We start from the raw sequence: 18640 nt of genomic DNA on the forward strand, positions 1-18640 counted from the left end.
TTTAGTGTGATGGAGATACAAAAAATCCCTGATCTTAATCAAGATCAGGGATCGTTTATTCGTTAGAAGTGAGAGCTACTTTGAAATTACTTCATAAGGGATTTCATTTTCTTTCAAAATAGTCACTATTTCTTCAGGTGGCTCTTGGTCAGTAATGATCATGTGCAATTCAGTAATACTTCCTAAATTAACCATCGCATTACGACCAAACTTAGTATGATCAACCGCAAGGTACACACTGCGACTGTTTTCAATGATCGCTTTTTTCACTCGAACTTCGTGGTAATCAAAGTCCAACAATGAACCATCATAATCAATACCACTGATCCCTAATATGCCAAAATCCAAACGGAACTGTTTAATGAAATCAAGGGTAGCTTCACCAACAATACCCCCATCACGATTACGAACTTCACCACCAGCCAGAATCACTTTAAAATCGGGATTCGCCATTAAGATCATCGCTACGTTAATGTTGTTGGTAACAACGCGTAAATCCTTATGGTTTTTGACTAAGGCTTTTGCTACCGATTCTGGTGTCGTACCAATATCGATAAACAAGGTAGCGCCATCAGGAATATGCTTTGCAAGCGCTTCTGCAATCGTGTCTTTCTCATTCAACTGCATCACTTTACGAGTAGTGTAAGCCGTATTAACAGAGCTAAGAGGGATCGTTGCACCACCATGATGACGGCGTATTTTGTTCTCATCTGCTAATTCGTTTAAATCACGGCGAATCGTTTGTGGACTGACTTTGAATTGCTCCACTAAATCTTCAGTACTGACATAACCATGCTGTTGCACTAAATTCACAATTTCTTGATGTCTTGATATTTGCTTCACGAATTACTCCCCTAATTTCGAACAATCAATGACTTATTATTTTTATCTGAAATCAGTGTACAAAGAAGCCATAAAGATTGGAAATATTTGACATGAATATGCGTGATATATATCAAACAAAGTTCGAAAAAGAAAAAGGGAGCACAATATTTGTGCTCCCTTTGTTTAATTAACCATCAAATTAGGTTAATTACTCTTCATCGTGCAGCTCAGCCCATGATTGAGCACATTTTACTGCGCGTTTCCAACCACGGTAACGTTGATTACGTTTAATTTCATCATGATGAGGGTCAAATGAACGATCAATCACAGCTTTACCAGCCAATTCATCAAGGCCACCCCAGAATCCAACGGCTAAACCAGCAAGGTAAGCAGCACCTAGCGCAGTCACTTCTGTCACTTGTGGACGATGAACCGCTACATCTAATACATCCGCTTGGAACTGCATTAAGAAGTTATTAGCAACCGCACCACCATCAACACGAAGTGCCGATAACTTGATACCTGAATCCGCTTGCATTGCATCAATCACATCACGTGTTTGATAAGCAATACTCTCTAATGTTGCTCGAATAATATGATTTGAACCACAGCCGCGCGTTAAGCCAACAATGGTACCACGAGCATACGCATCCCAATATGGAGCACCTAGCCCCGTAAAGGCTGGAACCACATACACGCCATTTGATGAATCTACTTTAGTTGCAAAGTACTCAGAATCTTTCGCATCCGCTAATAGCTTCATTTCATCGCGTAGCCATTGAATCGACGCTCCGCCCATAAACACCGCACCTTCCAGTGCGTAAGACGCTTCGCCACGAGGACCACACGCTAATGTCGTTAATAGACCATTACGAGACGTCACTTTTTCTTTACCGGTGTTCATTAACAAGAAACAGCCCGTACCGTACGTGTTTTTCGCCTGACCTTGCTCTACACACATTTGACCATAAAGCGCCGCTTGTTGATCCCCTGCAATACCTGCAATTGGAATACGCGTACCGCCTTTACCACCAATGTTTGTTTCGCCGTACACTTCTGATGATGATTTCACTTCTGGCATCATAGAAAGAGGAATATCCAATTCTTTCAGTAATTTCTCATCCCACTGTAGTGTATTAATATTAAATACCATGGTACGAGACGCATTGGTGTAATCGGTAACGTGAACACGCCCTTGTGTCATTTTCCACACAAGCCACGTATCAACGGTACCAAACAATAACTTACCCGCTTCAGCGTCTTCACGAGCGCCTTCAACGTTATCTAAAATCCACTTAATTTTTGTACCAGAGAAATATGGGTCAACAACCAAACCCGTATTTTCACGGATGTATTCTTCAAGACCTGCTTCTTTCAGTTTTTCACATGTATCTGCCGTACGACGACACTGCCAAACAATCGCGTTATAGACTGGTTTACCCGTTTCTTTATTCCAAACTATCGTCGTTTCACGTTGGTTAGTAATACCAATCGCCGCAATTTGATCACTGCGAATACCTGCTTTCGCTAAGGTTTCAACTAACGTCGAACTTTGTGTTGCGTAGATTTCTAGTGGATCATGCTCAACCCATCCTGCTTGAGGATAAATCTGAGTAAATTCACGCTGAGAAACACTGACAATATTGGCATCGTGGTCAAGAATGACGGCACGAGAGCTAGTAGTTCCTTGGTCAAGTGCAACAATGTATTTTTGCTCAGTCATGATGGAATCCTTTTATGTATTAATTTTTAATTTATTAGCTCGTAGGGAGATAATTGTTAGTATTATGTTTAAAGTCTTTTATTACACTTCAGCAGTTTTAGTTTCGTCTTCTGGGTCACACTGATTAGGAATAGTACAACCATGCCCAGCTTTTGGTAAATAAGCGCCAATCAGTTTAGGGTAAGCCCAACCACCAAAACACGCACCAGCAATAGGAGCAAGAATTGGAACAATAAAGTAAGGAATCTCTCTAGCACCTGTTAATGCATAATCCCAACCCGCTAAGTAAGCAAAGAGTTTTGGACCAAAATCACGAGCAGGGTTCATTGCAAAGCCAGTTAGAGGCCCAAGAGACCCACCAATCACGGCAATTAATAAACCGATAAGTAGAGGATTCATTGCACCACGAGACGCGCCATTATGCTCGTCACCTAATGCTAAGATGCCAAACATAAGAACCGCAGTAATAACAAACTCAACAGCAAACGCGCCTAGTATCGATAAAGAGGGGTGTGGATAAGTAGAAAAGATACCAGCCGTTGATAATGCAGCTTCACTGCTTCTTAAAAAACCATTCGCAATTTCATAATCAGCAAATAAATTACTGTATAACGCGTAAACTAACGCAGCAGAGCAAAAAGCACCAAGTACTTGAGCAATGATATAAGGGATTACTTTTGCTTTATCAAATCCATGAAACGCAGCCAGTGCAATAGTTACAGCAGGATTAAGGTGAGCACCAGAAACACCCGCAGTACAATAGATGGCAATAGAAACACCTATCCCCCATATAATACTGACTTCCCATTGACCAAACTCAGCCCCCGTTAACACTAAGGCAGCGACACAGCCGACACCAAAAAAAATCAATAAACCGGCACCGATAAATTCAGCGATGCATTGTCCAAGTAATGTATGTTGTTCATTATTCACCATGATTCATTCCTTTGTTTCGTTATTAGCTCATTTCATCAAGTTTTGTATGTATACGCTCTCATACACCAGATAAACGGCTCAATTATTATTCAAGTAGGTATACAGCATTCACGTTAAGCAGCACGAAATGTACTCCTTTGTATTAATATTTTAAATATCAACAAACCCAAAATGAGCGTTCGAACACATAAAGTGCGTGTTAGAATATTAAAAAGAAGATCTAGAGCATAAAAGATCAAGGCCGCCAGGTACGACCAGATCGAATTTACAGAGAAAATAGAACGAAGGAGAGAAACAAAACAATCAAAAATAAAACAACAATTAAACGCTAATCCATTGAATTAACAGATATTAAACTAACAAAAACAACACTAAAGTAGCAATGTAATACGAAAGGCAAAAGAATAAAAACAATGCTCGTTTATAACCAAAAAGAGTCATAAACGAACATGGATATATTAAATGGAAGTAAACTATATTACTTATTTATATCGCTAATATATTGAACTACAACCTCTTTTACATAAGATTGGCAATATTTCGCGGTATTAGGATTGTAATGACCACCATTAGTAATGTTGTTTGATAAAATACGAATCGCTAAAAATGGAACGTGATACGCTTCACTGATTTGAGCCGCAGACGCACTTTCCATTTCTTCAGTACTTGTACCAAAGTTATCATGGAACCAATTAATACGATCTAACTCACTGTTCCAAAAGTTCGCAGAACCAATCGTCCCTTCAACCACTTTTCCTTCCGTGTATTTCACTTTATGAGCAGAAGCAATTAATTCACTGCTCCCTTCATAGTAACGAATTTTATTTGCATCATCACCACCAGCGGTACCAGCAGAAGCCATAATATCCATCGGGATCCAAGTGAGTGAATTAGAGCCTTCACCTTCTTTCGCTTTCGGTGTTTTTAAATTACCTATATTTACCGTTCTCTTACCTAGAACAATATCTGCAACATTTAAGTTTTTATCATGCCCACCAGAAGTCCCCTGATTAATAATAGCTATTGGCTTATAGCGCTCTATCGCTATCGCCGTTGCCGCCGCCGTGTTCTCTAAACCCTTCCCTGTTTGGCTTACAATGACAGGATATCCATTTAGCGTGCCTTTATAAAAAACAAAAATCCCCGTTTTTTCGATCGTGACATCATCAAGTAATGCAGCAAAATGTTGAGCTTCAATAGGCATAGGCCCTTGAATAATAATGGGTTGCGGTGCTGCGTAAGAATTACCTTCAACAGTCACACTTTTCATCCCTGCCACAGCAGAAAGACTCAAAGGTAACGTAAGTAAAGTAACTAAAAAGCCTTTAATAAAGCGCATAATATCTCCAGTAGTATTAATTTTGTAAATAAGGGTTTCAGAAGGAGTATAAAATGATTTTTGGCAACAAAAGTCAGCGCAAAGCAAACGATTGCTATTTAAGCCCTCTAATCAAGAAAACCAGCGCTCGACAATGAATAGGCACATAAAAATAAACAATCTTCCAAGATGCTATCAATACAAAAGTCAATAAGGTCTAGCATCATTATCTAATATTCTCTACATACTGAGCAAAAGCGTGAACATATTAATAGTAAGTAATTATTTTCTAATCAAAGATGTAGCGAATAAAGTACTGCGTGAGCTCAGTGATGTGCATGAAACAAAAACAATGAATGTGGCTAAGTTTCACAGCTTAACCACGAAAGACATGCATGACTCCCCCCTCCCCGATCTTGTTGTTTATGATCTCGATAGCGAAAAATATTCAATCGAAGATAAAATGCAATTTTTAAATGACAATGCATATTATCCTTTTTCTGAAGCCAAAAACTTTATCCTAATGGGATCGTTTGAAAAATTACGCGAAATGAAGCAATACAATATTTCACATAAAGCCATTTTAGAGAAACCATTTTCAATAAAGACGCTTCAAAATACAGTGAAGAAAAAGATTACTCTTTATCACACATAATAATAACTAAAGGCCAATTAATGCTTTTAAAAAATAAATTCTTTGTCGCTCTTACCGGAACCATCACCGTTTATTCAATCCTCATATCTATCGCTTCGTATCAAATTATCTCAACTAACGAAAAAGAAATCACCTCCGTAGCAACCAGTGTCGAAAATAAATACATACACAAGAATGTCTCACACTACGCAAATAATATTAGTCAATTTTTAAATCTAGAAATGAAAGAAATTGACAGTATTTCTCAAAGGTACGCAGAAATAATTAAAGGTGCGGGTGAAAACACTAATAATATATTAAAAATATCAAATGACGAATTAAGAAAATATTCAACCTCTGTTTATCTAACAAAAGTTAAAGTCATACCATTAAATGAAAATGATAAATTCACAATAAAGCAATATTATGTTGATAATGGATTTTATTTAACATTCAAAATAAACATAACAAGATTAATATATAAATTGGCAAGAAAACAAAATGAGGATGGTTTTTTATCATTAATTATCGATCAAGATATGAATATGGTAACAAAGAACAATAATGCACAAAAATATTTGTCAGAATACAAAGTTAAATTAAACGACATAACAAAAATAAAAGAATTAACATTTAATGAAATGATAACCATGCGAAATATATCAACAAAAACCGCTTGGGATTCAGAAATACATTTAGGAAAAGAAAAATATATAGTCGCCATTCAACCAGTAAAAGACTATCCATGGAATGTGGCCGTTTTAATAAAGAAGAAAACAACCACAAGTTACAGCCAAGAACTAACGGAGAAAATACATAATAATTATAATGTATTCATAAAAAAAATCATTAATACCATAATAATGTTAACCATACTCACTTTATTATTATCAACTTTCATCACTAATTATATTAAGGGTCCATTAATATTATTCAGTCAATGGATAAAAGAGATACAAGAAGGTAACTATGAATATAACAACCCTTTGTTATATAGGAAGGATGAGCTTGGTGTACTCGCAAGAAATGTGGCTTTAATGGCTCAACACATATCAACGCTAGTTGATGATTTAGAAAGAAAAATCGATGACAGGACCAATAAGCTAAAAAAATCTAAAGAAATTGCTGAATCAGCCAATATTAAAAAATCCAAGTTCATTGCAAATATATCACACGAACTTAGAACGCCTCTTAATGCAATTTTAGGGTTAAGCTTATATCTGATCGAAAAAGAAGAAGACCAAGAAAAAAAGAAAACATTAAACACGCTCTATAAAGCAGGCGAAGGATTACTGGAGATGGTTAATGATATTTTAGATCTAAGTAAAATAGAAGCAAATAAAATAATATCAAATAAAGAACCAAATTCAATCGATAATATTATAACTAACATCATTGATGTCATTAGTTTTCAGTCAAATTCAAAAAACATAAAAATAGATTATAAGAAAAATGAATTCTATAATTTAAACATAGATAAAAAACATTTAAATAAAATAGTTATGAACCTTTTAAGTAATTCAATAAAATTCACAGATAAAGGTGGTAAAATAAATATTAATGTCAAATATATAAACTCAACCAATTTATCCACTGATTTAGTATTAGAATTTACGGATAATGGTCGAGGAATAGAAAAAAAAGACATAGAGCGTATATTTAATCCGTTTGAACAAATACACGATCAAGATAAAGATCAAGGAACTGGTTTAGGGTTATTTATAACAAAGAAAATTATTGAAGATATGAACGGAAACATTTCAATAGAAAGTGAAGTGGGTGAAGGAACCTCTATTTTCATCACATTAAAAGACATTGAAATAATAAAGAGTAAAATAATAAATAAATACCACCACATGAAAAGAGAAATTCATGAAATGAAATCAAAGAAAAGCATCGCTATCGTCGATGATATTGAATTCAATCGTGAAGTACTCAAAAGAAAATTAGAACCTTATGATTTCCATATTATTGAGGGTATCAATGGAAAAGATATTTTAGAAAAACTAAAAAACACATCCTCCCTACCTGATGTTATTTTTACTGATATTAAGATGCCAATAATGAATGGTATTGAACTATCTCGACGAATAAAAGACTCAAAAGACATGAAACATATTCCTGTTATCGCGATAACAGCACAAGGCATGCTTGATGAAGAAACAAAAATAAAGAAATATTGTGATGGATACTTAATAAAACCGATTGATAATAAAAGCTTAGATAGCATAATTTCAAGTTTATTTTAAAAAGAGAGTAACAGATGATACTCTCTTTTTATCGTTTACTTGGTAAGGTATTTACTGCCGCATAAGCGCCAAATAATCAACGTTACCGGACCACTAACGAGTCCATCGACAGCGTAATGCCAACCTAAAGTAAATGAGCCAACATAGATAATCAGTGCAAACAACCAAAAGAGAATCCCTAGCTTTCGATTAAGAGAACTTACCCCTAAGGCCATAAGCACAGCCATAGACACATGCATACTCGGCATGGCTGAAATACCACTACCTAACATTTCTTTTCCCGTAGTATAAGAAGTCCACAAGTAATCTTGAGTACTCAAAGAGCTAAGTGAAATATTCGGACTATATTGTTGTAACCACATGTCTTGCTGATGTAACAATTTCATTAATGGTAGATAATCCGAGCTTTCAGGATATAAACGTCCAATAAAGGTCGGACCTACTGAAGAGAATAAAAGGGCTAATATATTTCCAATTACAATCCAACACAATAACCAGGCTAAAACATAACGCCTTCTTTTTTTACCTTTTTTAATAAGTAAAAATACAATTAACACCCCGTAAACCAGGAAAAACCACAAACTGTAAGCGATATCTAATGCAAAAGTTATCCAAGGTGATTGATACAAATCATGAATTAACCGCCAAGGTTCTCGCCCAAAAAATAACCATAAGTCCATATGACGAATACTCTCGTCAAACTCAAACGGATGAAATACGGGTATCATTGCTTTAAACGTTGAATAATAGGATGAAAAAATACTAATCGCTACAAGCAATAAAAAAGCAGTAATTATTCGATACCGTTGTTCATAGAAAAAAATCATTTGTTGCCAAAAACAATATAACGGCTGTTTCTCCCTACGACAAACCAAAACTAAAAAATACCCTACACTTCCAATAATGAATGACAACTGAAGAACAACTGGTAACAATAATAAATAGCCAGTTAGCTGGCTTTTACTTTCATAACCATTGTGATTAGCGACTATTGTGACAAAAAAAGCAAACGTAATAATTAGTCCATAAATAACTTTATCCGCTTTTATGTTCTTATAAATAACTAGCAAATTACTTTTCCAGAATTCCGCCTCAACCAACCTACGTAGCATATATACCTTCTGTATTATAATTGTTGGATCTCAACCCGACGGTTTTTATCTCGTCCCGCAGAAGTTGCATTACTCTCTAACGGTTCTTTTTCACCTTTTGAACTTGGTGTCAATTTCTTAGGATTTGCTCCATGTGCAACAAGATATTTTAATACCGTATAAGAACGCTTTAATCCAAGATCATAATTATAGGCTTTACTCCCTTTTGCATCAGTGTGACCAATGACTTTTAGGTGCGTATTTTCCTCTTCAATCTTAGTGAAAACTTGGTCTAACACATATTCAGAACGCTTCGTTAATGCGGATTGATCAAAATTAAAGTAAACACGAGCAAGCATATCAGGGCTGTTTGTTTCTACTGTTGATGAATGACTTAACAAAAATTCAGAACAACTGACATCAACGTTCATTTTATCAAGCTGGCTGCGGATAAAAGAGGCTTCTGGCGTTACTGCATCTACTTGTTGAACTTGGTAAAACCCACCTTGGTTAAGAGACACTTTCACTCCATCTCCTACCTGAATTTCTTTTTGGTATTCACCGTCAGAAGTACCACAATAAAGTAAAAGTGATTGATTTAAATCCATATTATCTTCTGCATATGCATTAAATGACAAACTTGCAGACAGCGTTATTATTGTTAAATACTTATTCATTAGTTAATTCTCTACCTTACGCTCTAAGCGCTATTTATTTTAAATGTCCAATTTCTTCACTGATTAATTCAAGAATTGTATTTAGAATATCATCAGCATTTTCTGCTTTATAAACATTCTCTTCACCAACACAATCTTTTAGTGCTTGGTTTTCACTGGGTTCATAATCAAAACCAATCACCGCCATTTGTGCTCTAATTGGCCGATTATCTAGTGTTTTATCAGATTCTAATCCTTGTTGAATATCACGACACATGCCTTTATTAACTAAACTACTGGTCAAGTTATTATCCGTATCCATTCCATCAGAAAGTACAATTAATAATCGACGAGAATTTGTGCCATACTTAAGAAGTTGAGCACCCCGAATTAAAGCTTGATAGGAGGACGTTCCTCCTTTAGGCCAAAATCGACTGACGTCTTGATTAACAACATCAAAATTTGACGTTAAGGGGATATCATTAAATTGACCACTATTATAAGAATTATTACAGTGATCTTTTGATTTTTCATTCCAGAGTTCCTCAATCGTTTTTGAAATTGAAACTCCTCCCCAGAAGCCGTCAGATTCGGCTTGGCTTAGATAACAATCATCACCCCACCAACCACCTGAAGATCCCGAATACTGAGAATAGGTATATTCGTTATAAGCGGTGATGCCCATGGTGTTATCATTATCGTTATGCTCTAAATCATTAAATTTTTGTAACTCTTTAGAAATACTATCAATAATATCAATTAAGTCTTCGTACTTTTTATTACCTCCAGTCCAACGATCTCCCATAGATCCAGAAAAGTCAGCAGCAAACATAACATCGACCGCCTCACTCTGATATTTACGAGCTAAAGAATGCCCACTTGTCGAGAAGCTATCTCCCATCCCAACAATGGCATCATTACCAGGAAACCACGATTTTTGACTCGTTGTCACACCAACCTCATGCTCAAAATAGCGAGGTTCTCCAGCAGCTAAACCAGCTCTACATTCTGGGATCTCTTCACAAGTACGTTTATAGACTTTAATTTCTTGGATAGAATCGACATCACTGATATAAGCATGAATATAATCCCTGACAATTTGTTGGTTAGTAGAGCTCGCAGAGCCGCTACTACTATTGCCTTGATCTGGGTCGTTATGAGCAGAGATAGCAAGCGTAGCAACCTCTGCTGCATCCTCAATTCTGGCCTTAGTTTGAATCGCTCTTGCCCCATCACTTGCTAACGTAAAAATCCCAAATAAAGCAGGGATCATCATGGCAAATAGAATAGCCGCATGACCTTTTTGATGACGTCTTAATTTCACAACTATCTCCCGATCATAATGGATGACGAACTGACATTCGTGTAGCTTTCGTTAACAAGAGAACCAAACATGTTGTCGGTGTTATAGCATAGCGTGACGCGATATAGCGTCGCTTGCCGAGTCCAAGTAGTGACAACGGAAAGATAGTCAAACTCATTAATAGTCTGTGCTAATGGGCAAGCATAGCCCCCTAAGTTATAGCGCCTTGGGGCGTTTGGATTCCCAATACCTCGAAAGGTAAGCTCCTCAACAACACCACCAAAGTTTTTATCCTTATAACTTTGTTGCATACGACGAAGTGAATTTTGTGCAATGGTAAATATGGTATCGGCTTCGCTTTGTGTGATGACATAATCTTCGTCATACAATTGAGTTCGTTCTTTTAATACATTCACCAAAGAATACGATAACCGATCGAGTTTGCCTCGAATTGACAGTTTAATGATGACATCAGCACTGAATACAAACATAATACTAAGTGCTACTCCGACAACGGCAAATTCAACAGTAAAATTTCCTCGTTGTTTAAATCTCAAAGGCATCACGCTCGTACTCCTGAATAACAATAACTTCACGACTAAAAAGACTTTCCGTGTCGACAAAATACGTAAAAATAGAAGAAAAACGATAATCTATCCGATAAACTGCGATGGCTCTGTTTTCTGATTCACCACATTCAGCGGTGACTTCGGCATCAGGCACTACGCATGGGTCAACTAAACCACCTAATTCATTGACACTTTCAAGATATTGAATCGACATTGTAAATTTAGTTGGATCAACAACGCTTCCCCATAACGATTGATTCTCAGTAATGGCTCGATTAAAAGAATCCAAGTAGTCCGCTTCTTCTGTTTTTGATTCACGAGCAGATTCTGAAACAATTAAATCACTGATCGCTGAGATATAAGACATATAACTCATCTCAACCCATGCCATACAAATGAGCCAAAAAGCCATAAACCCCAAAACGAATTCAATACTGGCAGTGCCTTTCTGTTTATTGATTCTCATCGTTATTTTTGACTCCGGTCGGTGTGACTTTATTTCTTTGAAGCTCTGTCTTTCTTAACGCAATATAGCGATCCGATATTTGACGTTTTGTGTACTTAGGAGAAAGCACTTTTTCCATAAAATCCAAATCCCCAGATTTAGCCATCGCTAACATTAAATTCGATTGAACTAATGCGTCATTTTTATCATTCAGATACAGATGCAATAAGCGAGCATTCGCTTTGTCATACTTGCCCTCAAGAATATCGAGTACCGCTAAATTGTTCTTAATTTTCATATCACTGTATAAATGTTTTCTCGCCAAATTAAAATAATGCCTTGCTTGAGGGAGATCTCGCTTCGCTGCGTAAATAACACCCAATAAGTTTTCTATCTCTGCATTATTGTCATCGAGCAAATACGTTTTATTTGCAGTCTCCAATGCGTCTTCTACCATGCCCGATTCTAGCTGTGCATTTGCTTCAATTAAAAAAGAGTGAATCGAGCGAGAATCGTTATTCAACGATGCAATGGTAAATAAAGCGGATTCGGGATCGCTTGAATCTAGATATACTTGAGCTAACTTCTCTCGAACCTGTTGGTTTTCTTTTTGTTTCAATTGATTCTTATAAAAAACAATTAATTCAGCGTGATTTTTCGTATTGACTAAGATCGTTTCTTTTGCAATTTCAGTATCAATGCTTGATTGAGTCACACAACCAGCAAGACTTAATAGCATAATTCCTACCATTATATTTTTAATACACACCTGACATCATCCTCATTATTCCTGGCGCAGCAATTAGAATTACAACCGGTATCATAATAAACAAAATCAATGGTACCGACATTTTAGCGGCTAACTTACCTACTTTTTCTTCCAGTGAAAGAAGACGTACATTACGAATATCTTCTGCTAATGTATTTAAAATTCCGTAAATGGAGCTACCGTAATGCAAGCTTTGCTTTAAGGTCATAACAAAACTTCGCATTTCATTTGTTGGCACTTTGATGTAAAGCTCATCCAATGCCACGCTTAATCCCACAATTCGAGCACGATCATTTGTGCGGCTTACCATATGTGCGAGATCTTTATCAAAACCACGCATTTCTTTAGCAAGATAAGCCATTGATGACTCAATCGTCATACCGGTATGAACGCACATGGCCAAAAGATCGAGCAAATACGGTAACTGACTAGATAATTTATCTCTCAGCGTTTTAATACGAGAATTTAAGATCAGATCAGGTATCAAGATACAAATAACGAGCCATATACACATATAAGCAATGATTTCTTTTGGATCCGTATCGCTTCTATTCAACCAATAAATAGTCACTCCACCTATTGCAGCTGCTGCATATTTAGCAGGCATATATAAATGAGCCCATTTGAATTGATAAAAACCCGCAGAGTAAAATTTTCTCTCAACATCGTCTGCATTCGTCGACACTGAACTGGGTAAGAATTGCTCAACTTTATTAATCACGTTCTCATTACGAGTCAATATTTCATTACTCGCTAAAAATTTAAGTAAGGCTTTTCTTTGTAATACGATTTGATACAACAACCAAAATAATAAGACTAAACCAAAAGAAACTAAGACTGCATACAATACAACGGATGACGTTATCATGAGCGCACCCCTTTCATTAATAACCATATAGTTAATATCCCTATCGATTCACTAATTAATACGTAATATAAAATAGGTCGACCATCGGGATTAAACATTACATATTCATAGTTCTCTGGGCTTAGGTATTGCAACATAAACAAAAAGATAAAAGGAATTGAAGCTACAATTTTTGCTGACGTTCGAGCTTCCGACGTTAATGCATACTTCTTTTTTTCAATGGAACGCGCACCAAACATTAAGCGATTAAGACGCCTCATTATCTCTTTTAACTGCCCCCCTCGCTCCATGCTTGTGCGTAACGTAATGATAAAGAATTGAAAGGAAGGGTATGGAAAACGAGCACACGATTTTCTGAACACCGTATCGGGAGATTCACCTAATTGTAATTGCTCTCCCATGCGTTTAAATTCTTTCCCTACTTTGCCATCGAGAGAGGCCCCTACGAATATAATCGCGTGCATGATTCCTTCGCCTGAACTCACGGCACTTGAAAGCATGTTTAATGCGTCAGGAAAAGAATCTTCAAATCTATTTTTTTCTCGCTTACCTAGCCATAATATCGCACCAAACACGCCTACAACTTCAACAATCACTACTACAATAAAGAAATTACCGTGAATGAACGTTTGATTAATATAGATACCAAGTAACGCCATCAGAACGCAATAGAGTGAAATTTTCACATTGGCTAGAGAATCGATTTGTTGATACGTATTTTTTAAAAAACGCACTAACCTTTTACTGATATCAGCATCAGACAAAGAAACGAGTTTAACCGCTTGGCGATCATTATCAGAGGGTGAAATTGAAGCATGATTAAGATGATCACGATGCCTACCACTATAAGTAGACATCAAATACAGCACTAATAACCCACCAAAAATTAAAGAGATCCCATAAATCATGCTGTCTCATCCACCTTATTAAACGCCGCATTTAATTGTTGCTCTAAACCAAAGAATCGCGCTTTCTCTACCAATACAGAACGCTGCATTAAACCCGCGGTTGAATACTGACCCAGTATCTTTCCATCACTCCCATGCTGTCCTGAAGAATGAAATTTATACAACTCTTCTAACACAACATTGTTTCCCTCAAGACCAACAACTTCAGTGATACTCATGACTTTTCGGCTACCATCGTGCAGTCGACTGATTTGAATAACTAAATCAACCGCACTTACGATCGTACGGCGAATGGCTTCTAAGGGCAGATTATTGCTTGCCATCATCACCATCGCTTCAACACGCGCCATTGCATCTCGTGGCGTATTCGCATGCAATGTAGACATTGAACCATCATGACCCGTATTCATTGCCTGAAGCATCTCAAAGGCCTCACCACCACGACACTCACCGACAACAATACGATCTGGTCGCATACGTAACGCATTGATCACAAGATCACGCTGCGTAATTGCGCCAGTGCCTTCAATTCCTGAATTTCGAGTTTCTAATCGCACCACATGGGGTTGAAGTAATTTTAATTCCGCGGCATCTTCAATAGTAATAATGCGTTCTTTTTCCGATATAAATTGAGAAAGCGCATTCAACATGGTGGTTTTACCTGAGCCTGTACCACCAGAAATTAAGATATTCAAACGACAGCGCGAGGCAATCATAAGGATCTGAGCCATTTCTGGACTAAGCGCCCCAAATTCAGTCAGTTTGTCCAATCCAATACTGTCTTTTTTAAACTTACGAATTGACATTGATGTGCCATCAATAGCAATTGGAGGTATCACTATATTAACTCGACTGCCATCTTGTAAGCGGGCGTCACACGTTGGTGAAGAATCATCAACACGGCGCCCCACTTGAGATGCAATACGTTTGGCAATATGTATAAGTTGCTCTTCATCAATAAAACTGACTGGAGCAACTTCGACTAATCCATTACGTTCAATGAATATTTGATTATGACCATTAATCATAATGTCACTGATCGATTCATCTTCCATTAGCACCTGTAATGGCCCAAGCCCTTGCAGTTCATCCACAAGGCTAGTTACAAACTCGGCACGGATCATGGTACTCACTGACCACTCTCGACGTTCGATCAGCAAATCAATCGCCCCACTGAGTTGCTTACTTAACTGCTCTTTAGATAAAGAGTTAACCGCTTCAGCTTCTAATGCTTCAAAGATCTGATTACGAATTTCGATATAAATTAATTTATTCTGATTCATTATTTCATTCTCTGCGTTAAGCGTTTAAGTAAACTCGGTTTCTTAACCGTTTCACCGAGCAAAAGTGCAGTAACATCATTAAAACTCTGACTTATAAGCATATTTTTTGAATGAATACTTTCTCCATGCAGTAACGCTGACCCTATTTTTGGCTCAAATGGACAAATAACATCAACGCTTCTATCAATGTGTTTTTTGATATCTTTTAAATCTACCGTGGAATATTTTTCTGGTTTCGTATTATTCACAACGATAATAAAGCGCATTTCTAGTTTTTTCTCTTTTACTACGCTTAATACTCTTGAAGCTTCTCGTAAACTCGACACCGTTTGGTCAATAACCAGAACTACAACATCAATGTCTTGTTCTTTAGTCAAAAAACCGATTTTCTCACTTGCTGAGCCAGAAAGATCTTCAATAATAAAGTTCGTTTCAGTCGCAAGCTGAGTCGATAATACATGGATGTATTCTTTAAGCTCTTCAACCGATAAATTATCTGACTCAATCGACAACAAAGAGAGCATTTCATTTACTTTCGTTGTCATTCCCATCGCATATTGAGCATCCAAATTTGCAATAAGCATACCTTGAGGTAATTTTTTCCTAGTAAATTGTTTAACACCCAACATAATATCAAGATTGCCACCGCTAAAATTATGATCGATAACAATGCAGGAACTATTACGTTTTTCTGATAACTCTTTACTAAGCTCTGCCGTAAGCATCGAGGTACCAACGCCCCCTTTCGAGCCTAAAACAATAATTTTTTTTGCTTGGCGACTCTTACTTAACGTATTGTTTCTTGTGAGGTTATCATTAACGCCTCGGATAAAATCAATCAATTCCAGCTTAGTAATAGGCCAAAATAAATAGTAATACCCCATCGCCCTCAAGTCTCGAATTGTCGATATGGAATTTTCACTACCAATCACAATGACAGAGGCACTGTTCGGTAATTGGTGACTAATTTGTTCGATGTCTTGCGTTATATTATCGCTCTCATTAAGTTCAATCATAATAATATGATCGGTAAACTCTTGAGCGTTATCACGAATAGCCTCATCACTGTATTTAAATACAACAGGAGCAGTTACACCTTCAAAACGGAAAACTTCTTCCATTAATTCTCGGAACCTTTCCGTTTGGTAGAATAAGATTAATGATAATTTTTTTTCTTCATTGATTTGTATTTTCATTGAATTCGCTAAATCAAACATTTTACTCATTCCCCTCTGCTACTGATTTTTTGGTGTCTAATAGCATTTTTTGAGGGTTCACCATGGATGCCCAACGCGCGTTTTCAACAAAACAGCCACTAGCTTGATTACCGATGCCACCAATCTTTGCATACTCACAAGACGAAACTTCAACTTTAGGCTTTATCAACGTTAACTTAAGATCAAAATGAGACACTTTCTTCTCATTATGACTGACTGTAATTAAATCACGGTTAACACCACGAATAAGAAGATCTTTACGGATGTCATTAGCCCATTTTTCCCCAACAGTATTAAACCATCGAATCTCTAATCCATAGTTCAATATATCTTTCGAATGATCGGTAAAAAACGCCGACAGTTTCTCGTCTGAATCGTCTGATTTAGATAATGAGATGGAAAATGTGACCGGGAAGATTTCAATCTCAGGGCCATAACGCTCATTTACTTTCTCGACGCAACCAATCATGAATACCAACGGTAAGAACAACGCATATTTCCAATTAATCATTTCTTAAATCCTCCTGTTGCTAATAACTCTTTTGCCCATTTATCGCTGGCCGTAATATAAGAATCCTCTAGAGCAAAAAATCGGCTCAATGTAGTCGTTTTTTTCATCATTGGCAGTTGTATTTGAGAAGGATGGATTGGTTGAACTAAATTAACCGTCGCAACAATGATCAATTCAGTCTTATTTCGTTGTGTTACAGAATTACGAAATAACGCGCCAAGAATTGGAATATCACCAATGAATGGGACTTTTTGTAAACTTTCTTTATCTTCAGAGTTAAGTAATCCACCTAAAACAAAGCTTTGTCCATCACCCAACTCAACGGTCGTACGCGCACGACGCGTTTTTAACGCGGGTAAATTGTAAGAGTCATTTTCATATTGGGTGTCTAACGAACTCACTTCAGGAACCAAAGAAAGCGTTATTTTATCGTCTTTCTTTACCTTAGCCATGAGCTCGAGTCGAACACCAAACTCTTTATAAACCACATTGGTACTGTTATTAACCGTCGTTACAACCGGTAACTCTCCCCCCACTAAAAAGCTCGCACTTTCCCCGGAGATAACAGACAAATTAGGCTCGGCTAATATTTGACCAACAGAGTCATTTCCGATTGCAGTAATAACAGACATGATATCCGAAGAGCTAAAACTGGTCAGCGGTTGCACAAACACACCCGGTACACTTGCACTCGTTCCATATTGAATACCGATTTGCTCAAGAAAAGATTGGGATACTTCAGCAATCGATATTTTTACATTCACTTGTTTCGTCGTCGCTACAACAATATTATTAACAACGCCTTCGTATTCATGACGCTCCATAAACTGTATTTCATAATCTTGATCTTCCATGTCTTGTTCAAACTGGAAATCTTTTCTGCTTTTCTCTAATAATTCACCAACAATACCGTTAATCTCATCTTTTTCTTGTTCCGTTGAGACTGTACCATTCAAAACGACTTGCTCACCGACATTGAATATATCAACCACAGTATCTGGGTATTTCACTGAAATATATTGCTGAATAGTGGCCAAGCTTTTGTTAACCATTATTTTTTTATTTGAAAGTGTATTCCCTTTCTCACCAAAAATAAGCACAGAACTGCTGCCAATACTCTTTCCATAAATAACAATTTTTCGTTTATCAATCACTTGGTAATCGGCAATTTTAGGATCAGAGAGAAAAACAGAAGAAATATCTTGCTCTACTGATATTGTTTTTGCTCCTCCCTCCGACATGTTAATAATACCCACAGCATGGCTAGAAAAAGACATCATGAATAAACTTAATGTAATTATAGTTTGGTAGCTTTTATTCCACATTCCATTCATC

The 18640-nt window shown here is 36.8% G+C and carries 18 protein-coding genes; 2 read left to right on the plus strand and 16 right to left on the minus strand.

Translation table 11 applies throughout. From position 1 onward, the window contains the following. Positions 1–75 precede the first annotated feature (75 nt). The 4 genes from A6E04_RS15020 to A6E04_RS15035 form a co-directional block, all read right to left on the minus strand. Positions 76–843, minus strand: coding sequence for a DeoR/GlpR family transcriptional regulator (locus A6E04_RS15020; RefSeq protein ID WP_012551736.1), 768 nt, complete (start codon positions 841–843; stop codon positions 76–78). A 190-nt stretch (positions 844–1033) separates the two neighbouring features. After that, positions 1034–2548 (minus strand): glycerol kinase GlpK, encoded by a 1515-nt coding sequence (glpK, locus tag A6E04_RS15025; RefSeq protein ID WP_065611741.1) that lies wholly within the window; start codon positions 2546–2548, stop codon positions 1034–1036. Between the two features lie 81 nt (positions 2549–2629). Then, positions 2630–3484, minus strand: coding sequence for an MIP/aquaporin family protein (locus A6E04_RS15030; RefSeq protein ID WP_065611742.1), 855 nt, complete (start codon positions 3482–3484; stop codon positions 2630–2632). 478 nt (positions 3485–3962) lie between these two features. Then, positions 3963–4823, minus strand: coding sequence for a 5'-methylthioadenosine/S-adenosylhomocysteine nucleosidase (locus A6E04_RS15035; RefSeq protein ID WP_017023313.1), 861 nt, complete (start codon positions 4821–4823; stop codon positions 3963–3965). Between the two features lie 238 nt (positions 4824–5061). Between A6E04_RS15035 and A6E04_RS15040 the strand changes: the two genes are divergently transcribed. Both A6E04_RS15040 and A6E04_RS15045 read left to right on the plus strand, forming a co-directional pair. Next, the gene (locus A6E04_RS15040) at positions 5062–5457 is read left to right on the plus strand and encodes a hypothetical protein (protein WP_012551732.1); all 396 of its coding nucleotides are present in this window, start codon (positions 5062–5064) and stop codon (positions 5455–5457) included. 20 nt (positions 5458–5477) lie between these two features. Beyond that, entirely contained in the window at positions 5478–7685 is a 2208-nt protein-coding gene (locus A6E04_RS15045) for an ATP-binding protein (protein ID WP_065611743.1), read from the plus strand. Between the two features lie 35 nt (positions 7686–7720). Here A6E04_RS15045 and A6E04_RS15050 read toward each other — a convergent pair whose 3' ends face one another. The 12 genes from A6E04_RS15050 to A6E04_RS15105 are packed head-to-tail and all read right to left on the minus strand — an operon-like array spanning position 7721 to position 18639. After that, positions 7721–8797 (minus strand): phosphatase PAP2 family protein, encoded by a 1077-nt coding sequence (locus A6E04_RS15050; protein WP_065611744.1) that lies wholly within the window; start codon positions 8795–8797, stop codon positions 7721–7723. Positions 8798–8811: 14 nt separating this feature from the next. After that, complete coding sequence (locus tag A6E04_RS15055; RefSeq protein WP_017023316.1) at positions 8812–9453, minus strand: OmpA family protein; 642 nt, start codon at positions 9451–9453, stop codon at positions 8812–8814. A gap of 34 nt (positions 9454–9487) precedes the next feature. Then, the gene (locus A6E04_RS15060; RefSeq protein ID WP_139078836.1) at positions 9488–10756 is read right to left on the minus strand and encodes a TadE/TadG family type IV pilus assembly protein; all 1269 of its coding nucleotides are present in this window, start codon (positions 10754–10756) and stop codon (positions 9488–9490) included. 2 nt (positions 10757–10758) lie between these two features. Then, complete coding sequence (gene tadF, locus A6E04_RS15065; protein WP_017023319.1) at positions 10759–11298, minus strand: tight adherence pilus pseudopilin TadF; 540 nt, start codon at positions 11296–11298, stop codon at positions 10759–10761. Beyond that, positions 11282–11770, minus strand: a complete 489-nt coding sequence (locus tag A6E04_RS15070) for a TadE family protein (RefSeq protein WP_012551727.1) — start codon at positions 11768–11770, stop codon at positions 11282–11284. Before A6E04_RS15070 ends, tadF begins: the two co-directional genes overlap by 17 nt. Then, the gene (locus A6E04_RS15075; RefSeq protein WP_241802846.1) at positions 11757–12488 is read right to left on the minus strand and encodes a tetratricopeptide repeat protein; all 732 of its coding nucleotides are present in this window, start codon (positions 12486–12488) and stop codon (positions 11757–11759) included. The genes A6E04_RS15070 and A6E04_RS15075 overlap by 14 nt, the downstream gene beginning before the upstream one ends. Positions 12489–12507: 19 nt before the next feature. Beyond that, complete coding sequence (locus A6E04_RS15080; protein ID WP_017023321.1) at positions 12508–13386, minus strand: type II secretion system F family protein; 879 nt, start codon at positions 13384–13386, stop codon at positions 12508–12510. Further along, entirely contained in the window at positions 13383–14294 is a 912-nt protein-coding gene (locus A6E04_RS15085) for a type II secretion system F family protein (RefSeq protein ID WP_017023322.1), read from the minus strand. Before A6E04_RS15085 ends, A6E04_RS15080 begins: the two co-directional genes overlap by 4 nt. After that, the gene (locus A6E04_RS15090) at positions 14291–15577 is read right to left on the minus strand and encodes a TadA family conjugal transfer-associated ATPase (RefSeq protein ID WP_017023323.1); all 1287 of its coding nucleotides are present in this window, start codon (positions 15575–15577) and stop codon (positions 14291–14293) included. The genes A6E04_RS15085 and A6E04_RS15090 overlap by 4 nt, the downstream gene beginning before the upstream one ends. Beyond that, a complete protein-coding gene (locus tag A6E04_RS15095) occupies positions 15577–16803 on the minus strand; it encodes a CpaE/TadZ family protein (RefSeq protein WP_241802848.1) in 1227 nt (408 codons plus the stop codon). The genes A6E04_RS15090 and A6E04_RS15095 overlap by 1 nt, the downstream gene beginning before the upstream one ends. Beyond that, the gene (locus A6E04_RS15100; protein WP_017023325.1) at positions 16796–17305 is read right to left on the minus strand and encodes a hypothetical protein; all 510 of its coding nucleotides are present in this window, start codon (positions 17303–17305) and stop codon (positions 16796–16798) included. Before A6E04_RS15100 ends, A6E04_RS15095 begins: the two co-directional genes overlap by 8 nt. Next, complete coding sequence (locus A6E04_RS15105; protein WP_370527176.1) at positions 17302–18639, minus strand: type II and III secretion system protein family protein; 1338 nt, start codon at positions 18637–18639, stop codon at positions 17302–17304. Before A6E04_RS15105 ends, A6E04_RS15100 begins: the two co-directional genes overlap by 4 nt. Position 18640 lies beyond the last annotated feature (1 nt).

This window comes from Aliivibrio logei (assembly GCF_001691055.1).
Lineage (GTDB): Bacteria > Pseudomonadota > Gammaproteobacteria > Enterobacterales > Vibrionaceae > Aliivibrio > Aliivibrio salmonicida.

Excerpts from the sequence above, each read along its gene's own strand:
- glpK (WP_065611741.1), bottom strand. The coding sequence starts at position 2,548 with ATGACTGAGCAAAAATACATTGTTGCACTTGACCAAGGAACTACTAGC.
- A6E04_RS15030 (WP_065611742.1), bottom strand. The coding sequence starts at position 3,484 with ATGGTGAATAATGAACAACATACATTACTTGGACAATGCATCGCTGAA.
- A6E04_RS15035 (WP_017023313.1), bottom strand. The coding sequence starts at position 4,823 with ATGCGCTTTATTAAAGGCTTTTTAGTTACTTTACTTACGTTACCTTTG.
- A6E04_RS15045 (WP_065611743.1), top strand. The coding sequence starts at position 5,478 with ATGCTTTTAAAAAATAAATTCTTTGTCGCTCTTACCGGAACCATCACC.
- A6E04_RS15050 (WP_065611744.1), bottom strand. The coding sequence starts at position 8,797 with ATGCTACGTAGGTTGGTTGAGGCGGAATTCTGGAAAAGTAATTTGCTA.
- A6E04_RS15055 (WP_017023316.1), bottom strand. The coding sequence starts at position 9,453 with ATGAATAAGTATTTAACAATAATAACGCTGTCTGCAAGTTTGTCATTT.
- tadF (WP_017023319.1), bottom strand. The coding sequence starts at position 11,298 with ATGCCTTTGAGATTTAAACAACGAGGAAATTTTACTGTTGAATTTGCC.
- A6E04_RS15070 (WP_012551727.1), bottom strand. The coding sequence starts at position 11,770 with ATGAGAATCAATAAACAGAAAGGCACTGCCAGTATTGAATTCGTTTTG.
- A6E04_RS15075 (WP_241802846.1), bottom strand. The coding sequence starts at position 12,488 with ATGCTATTAAGTCTTGCTGGTTGTGTGACTCAATCAAGCATTGATACT.
- A6E04_RS15080 (WP_017023321.1), bottom strand. The coding sequence starts at position 13,386 with ATGATAACGTCATCCGTTGTATTGTATGCAGTCTTAGTTTCTTTTGGT.
- A6E04_RS15085 (WP_017023322.1), bottom strand. The coding sequence starts at position 14,294 with ATGATTTATGGGATCTCTTTAATTTTTGGTGGGTTATTAGTGCTGTAT.
- A6E04_RS15090 (WP_017023323.1), bottom strand. The coding sequence starts at position 15,577 with ATGAATCAGAATAAATTAATTTATATCGAAATTCGTAATCAGATCTTT.
- A6E04_RS15095 (WP_241802848.1), bottom strand. The coding sequence starts at position 16,803 with ATGAGTAAAATGTTTGATTTAGCGAATTCAATGAAAATACAAATCAAT.
- A6E04_RS15100 (WP_017023325.1), bottom strand. The coding sequence starts at position 17,305 with ATGATTAATTGGAAATATGCGTTGTTCTTACCGTTGGTATTCATGATT.
- A6E04_RS15105 (WP_370527176.1), bottom strand. The coding sequence starts at position 18,639 with ATGAATGGAATGTGGAATAAAAGCTACCAAACTATAATTACATTAAGT.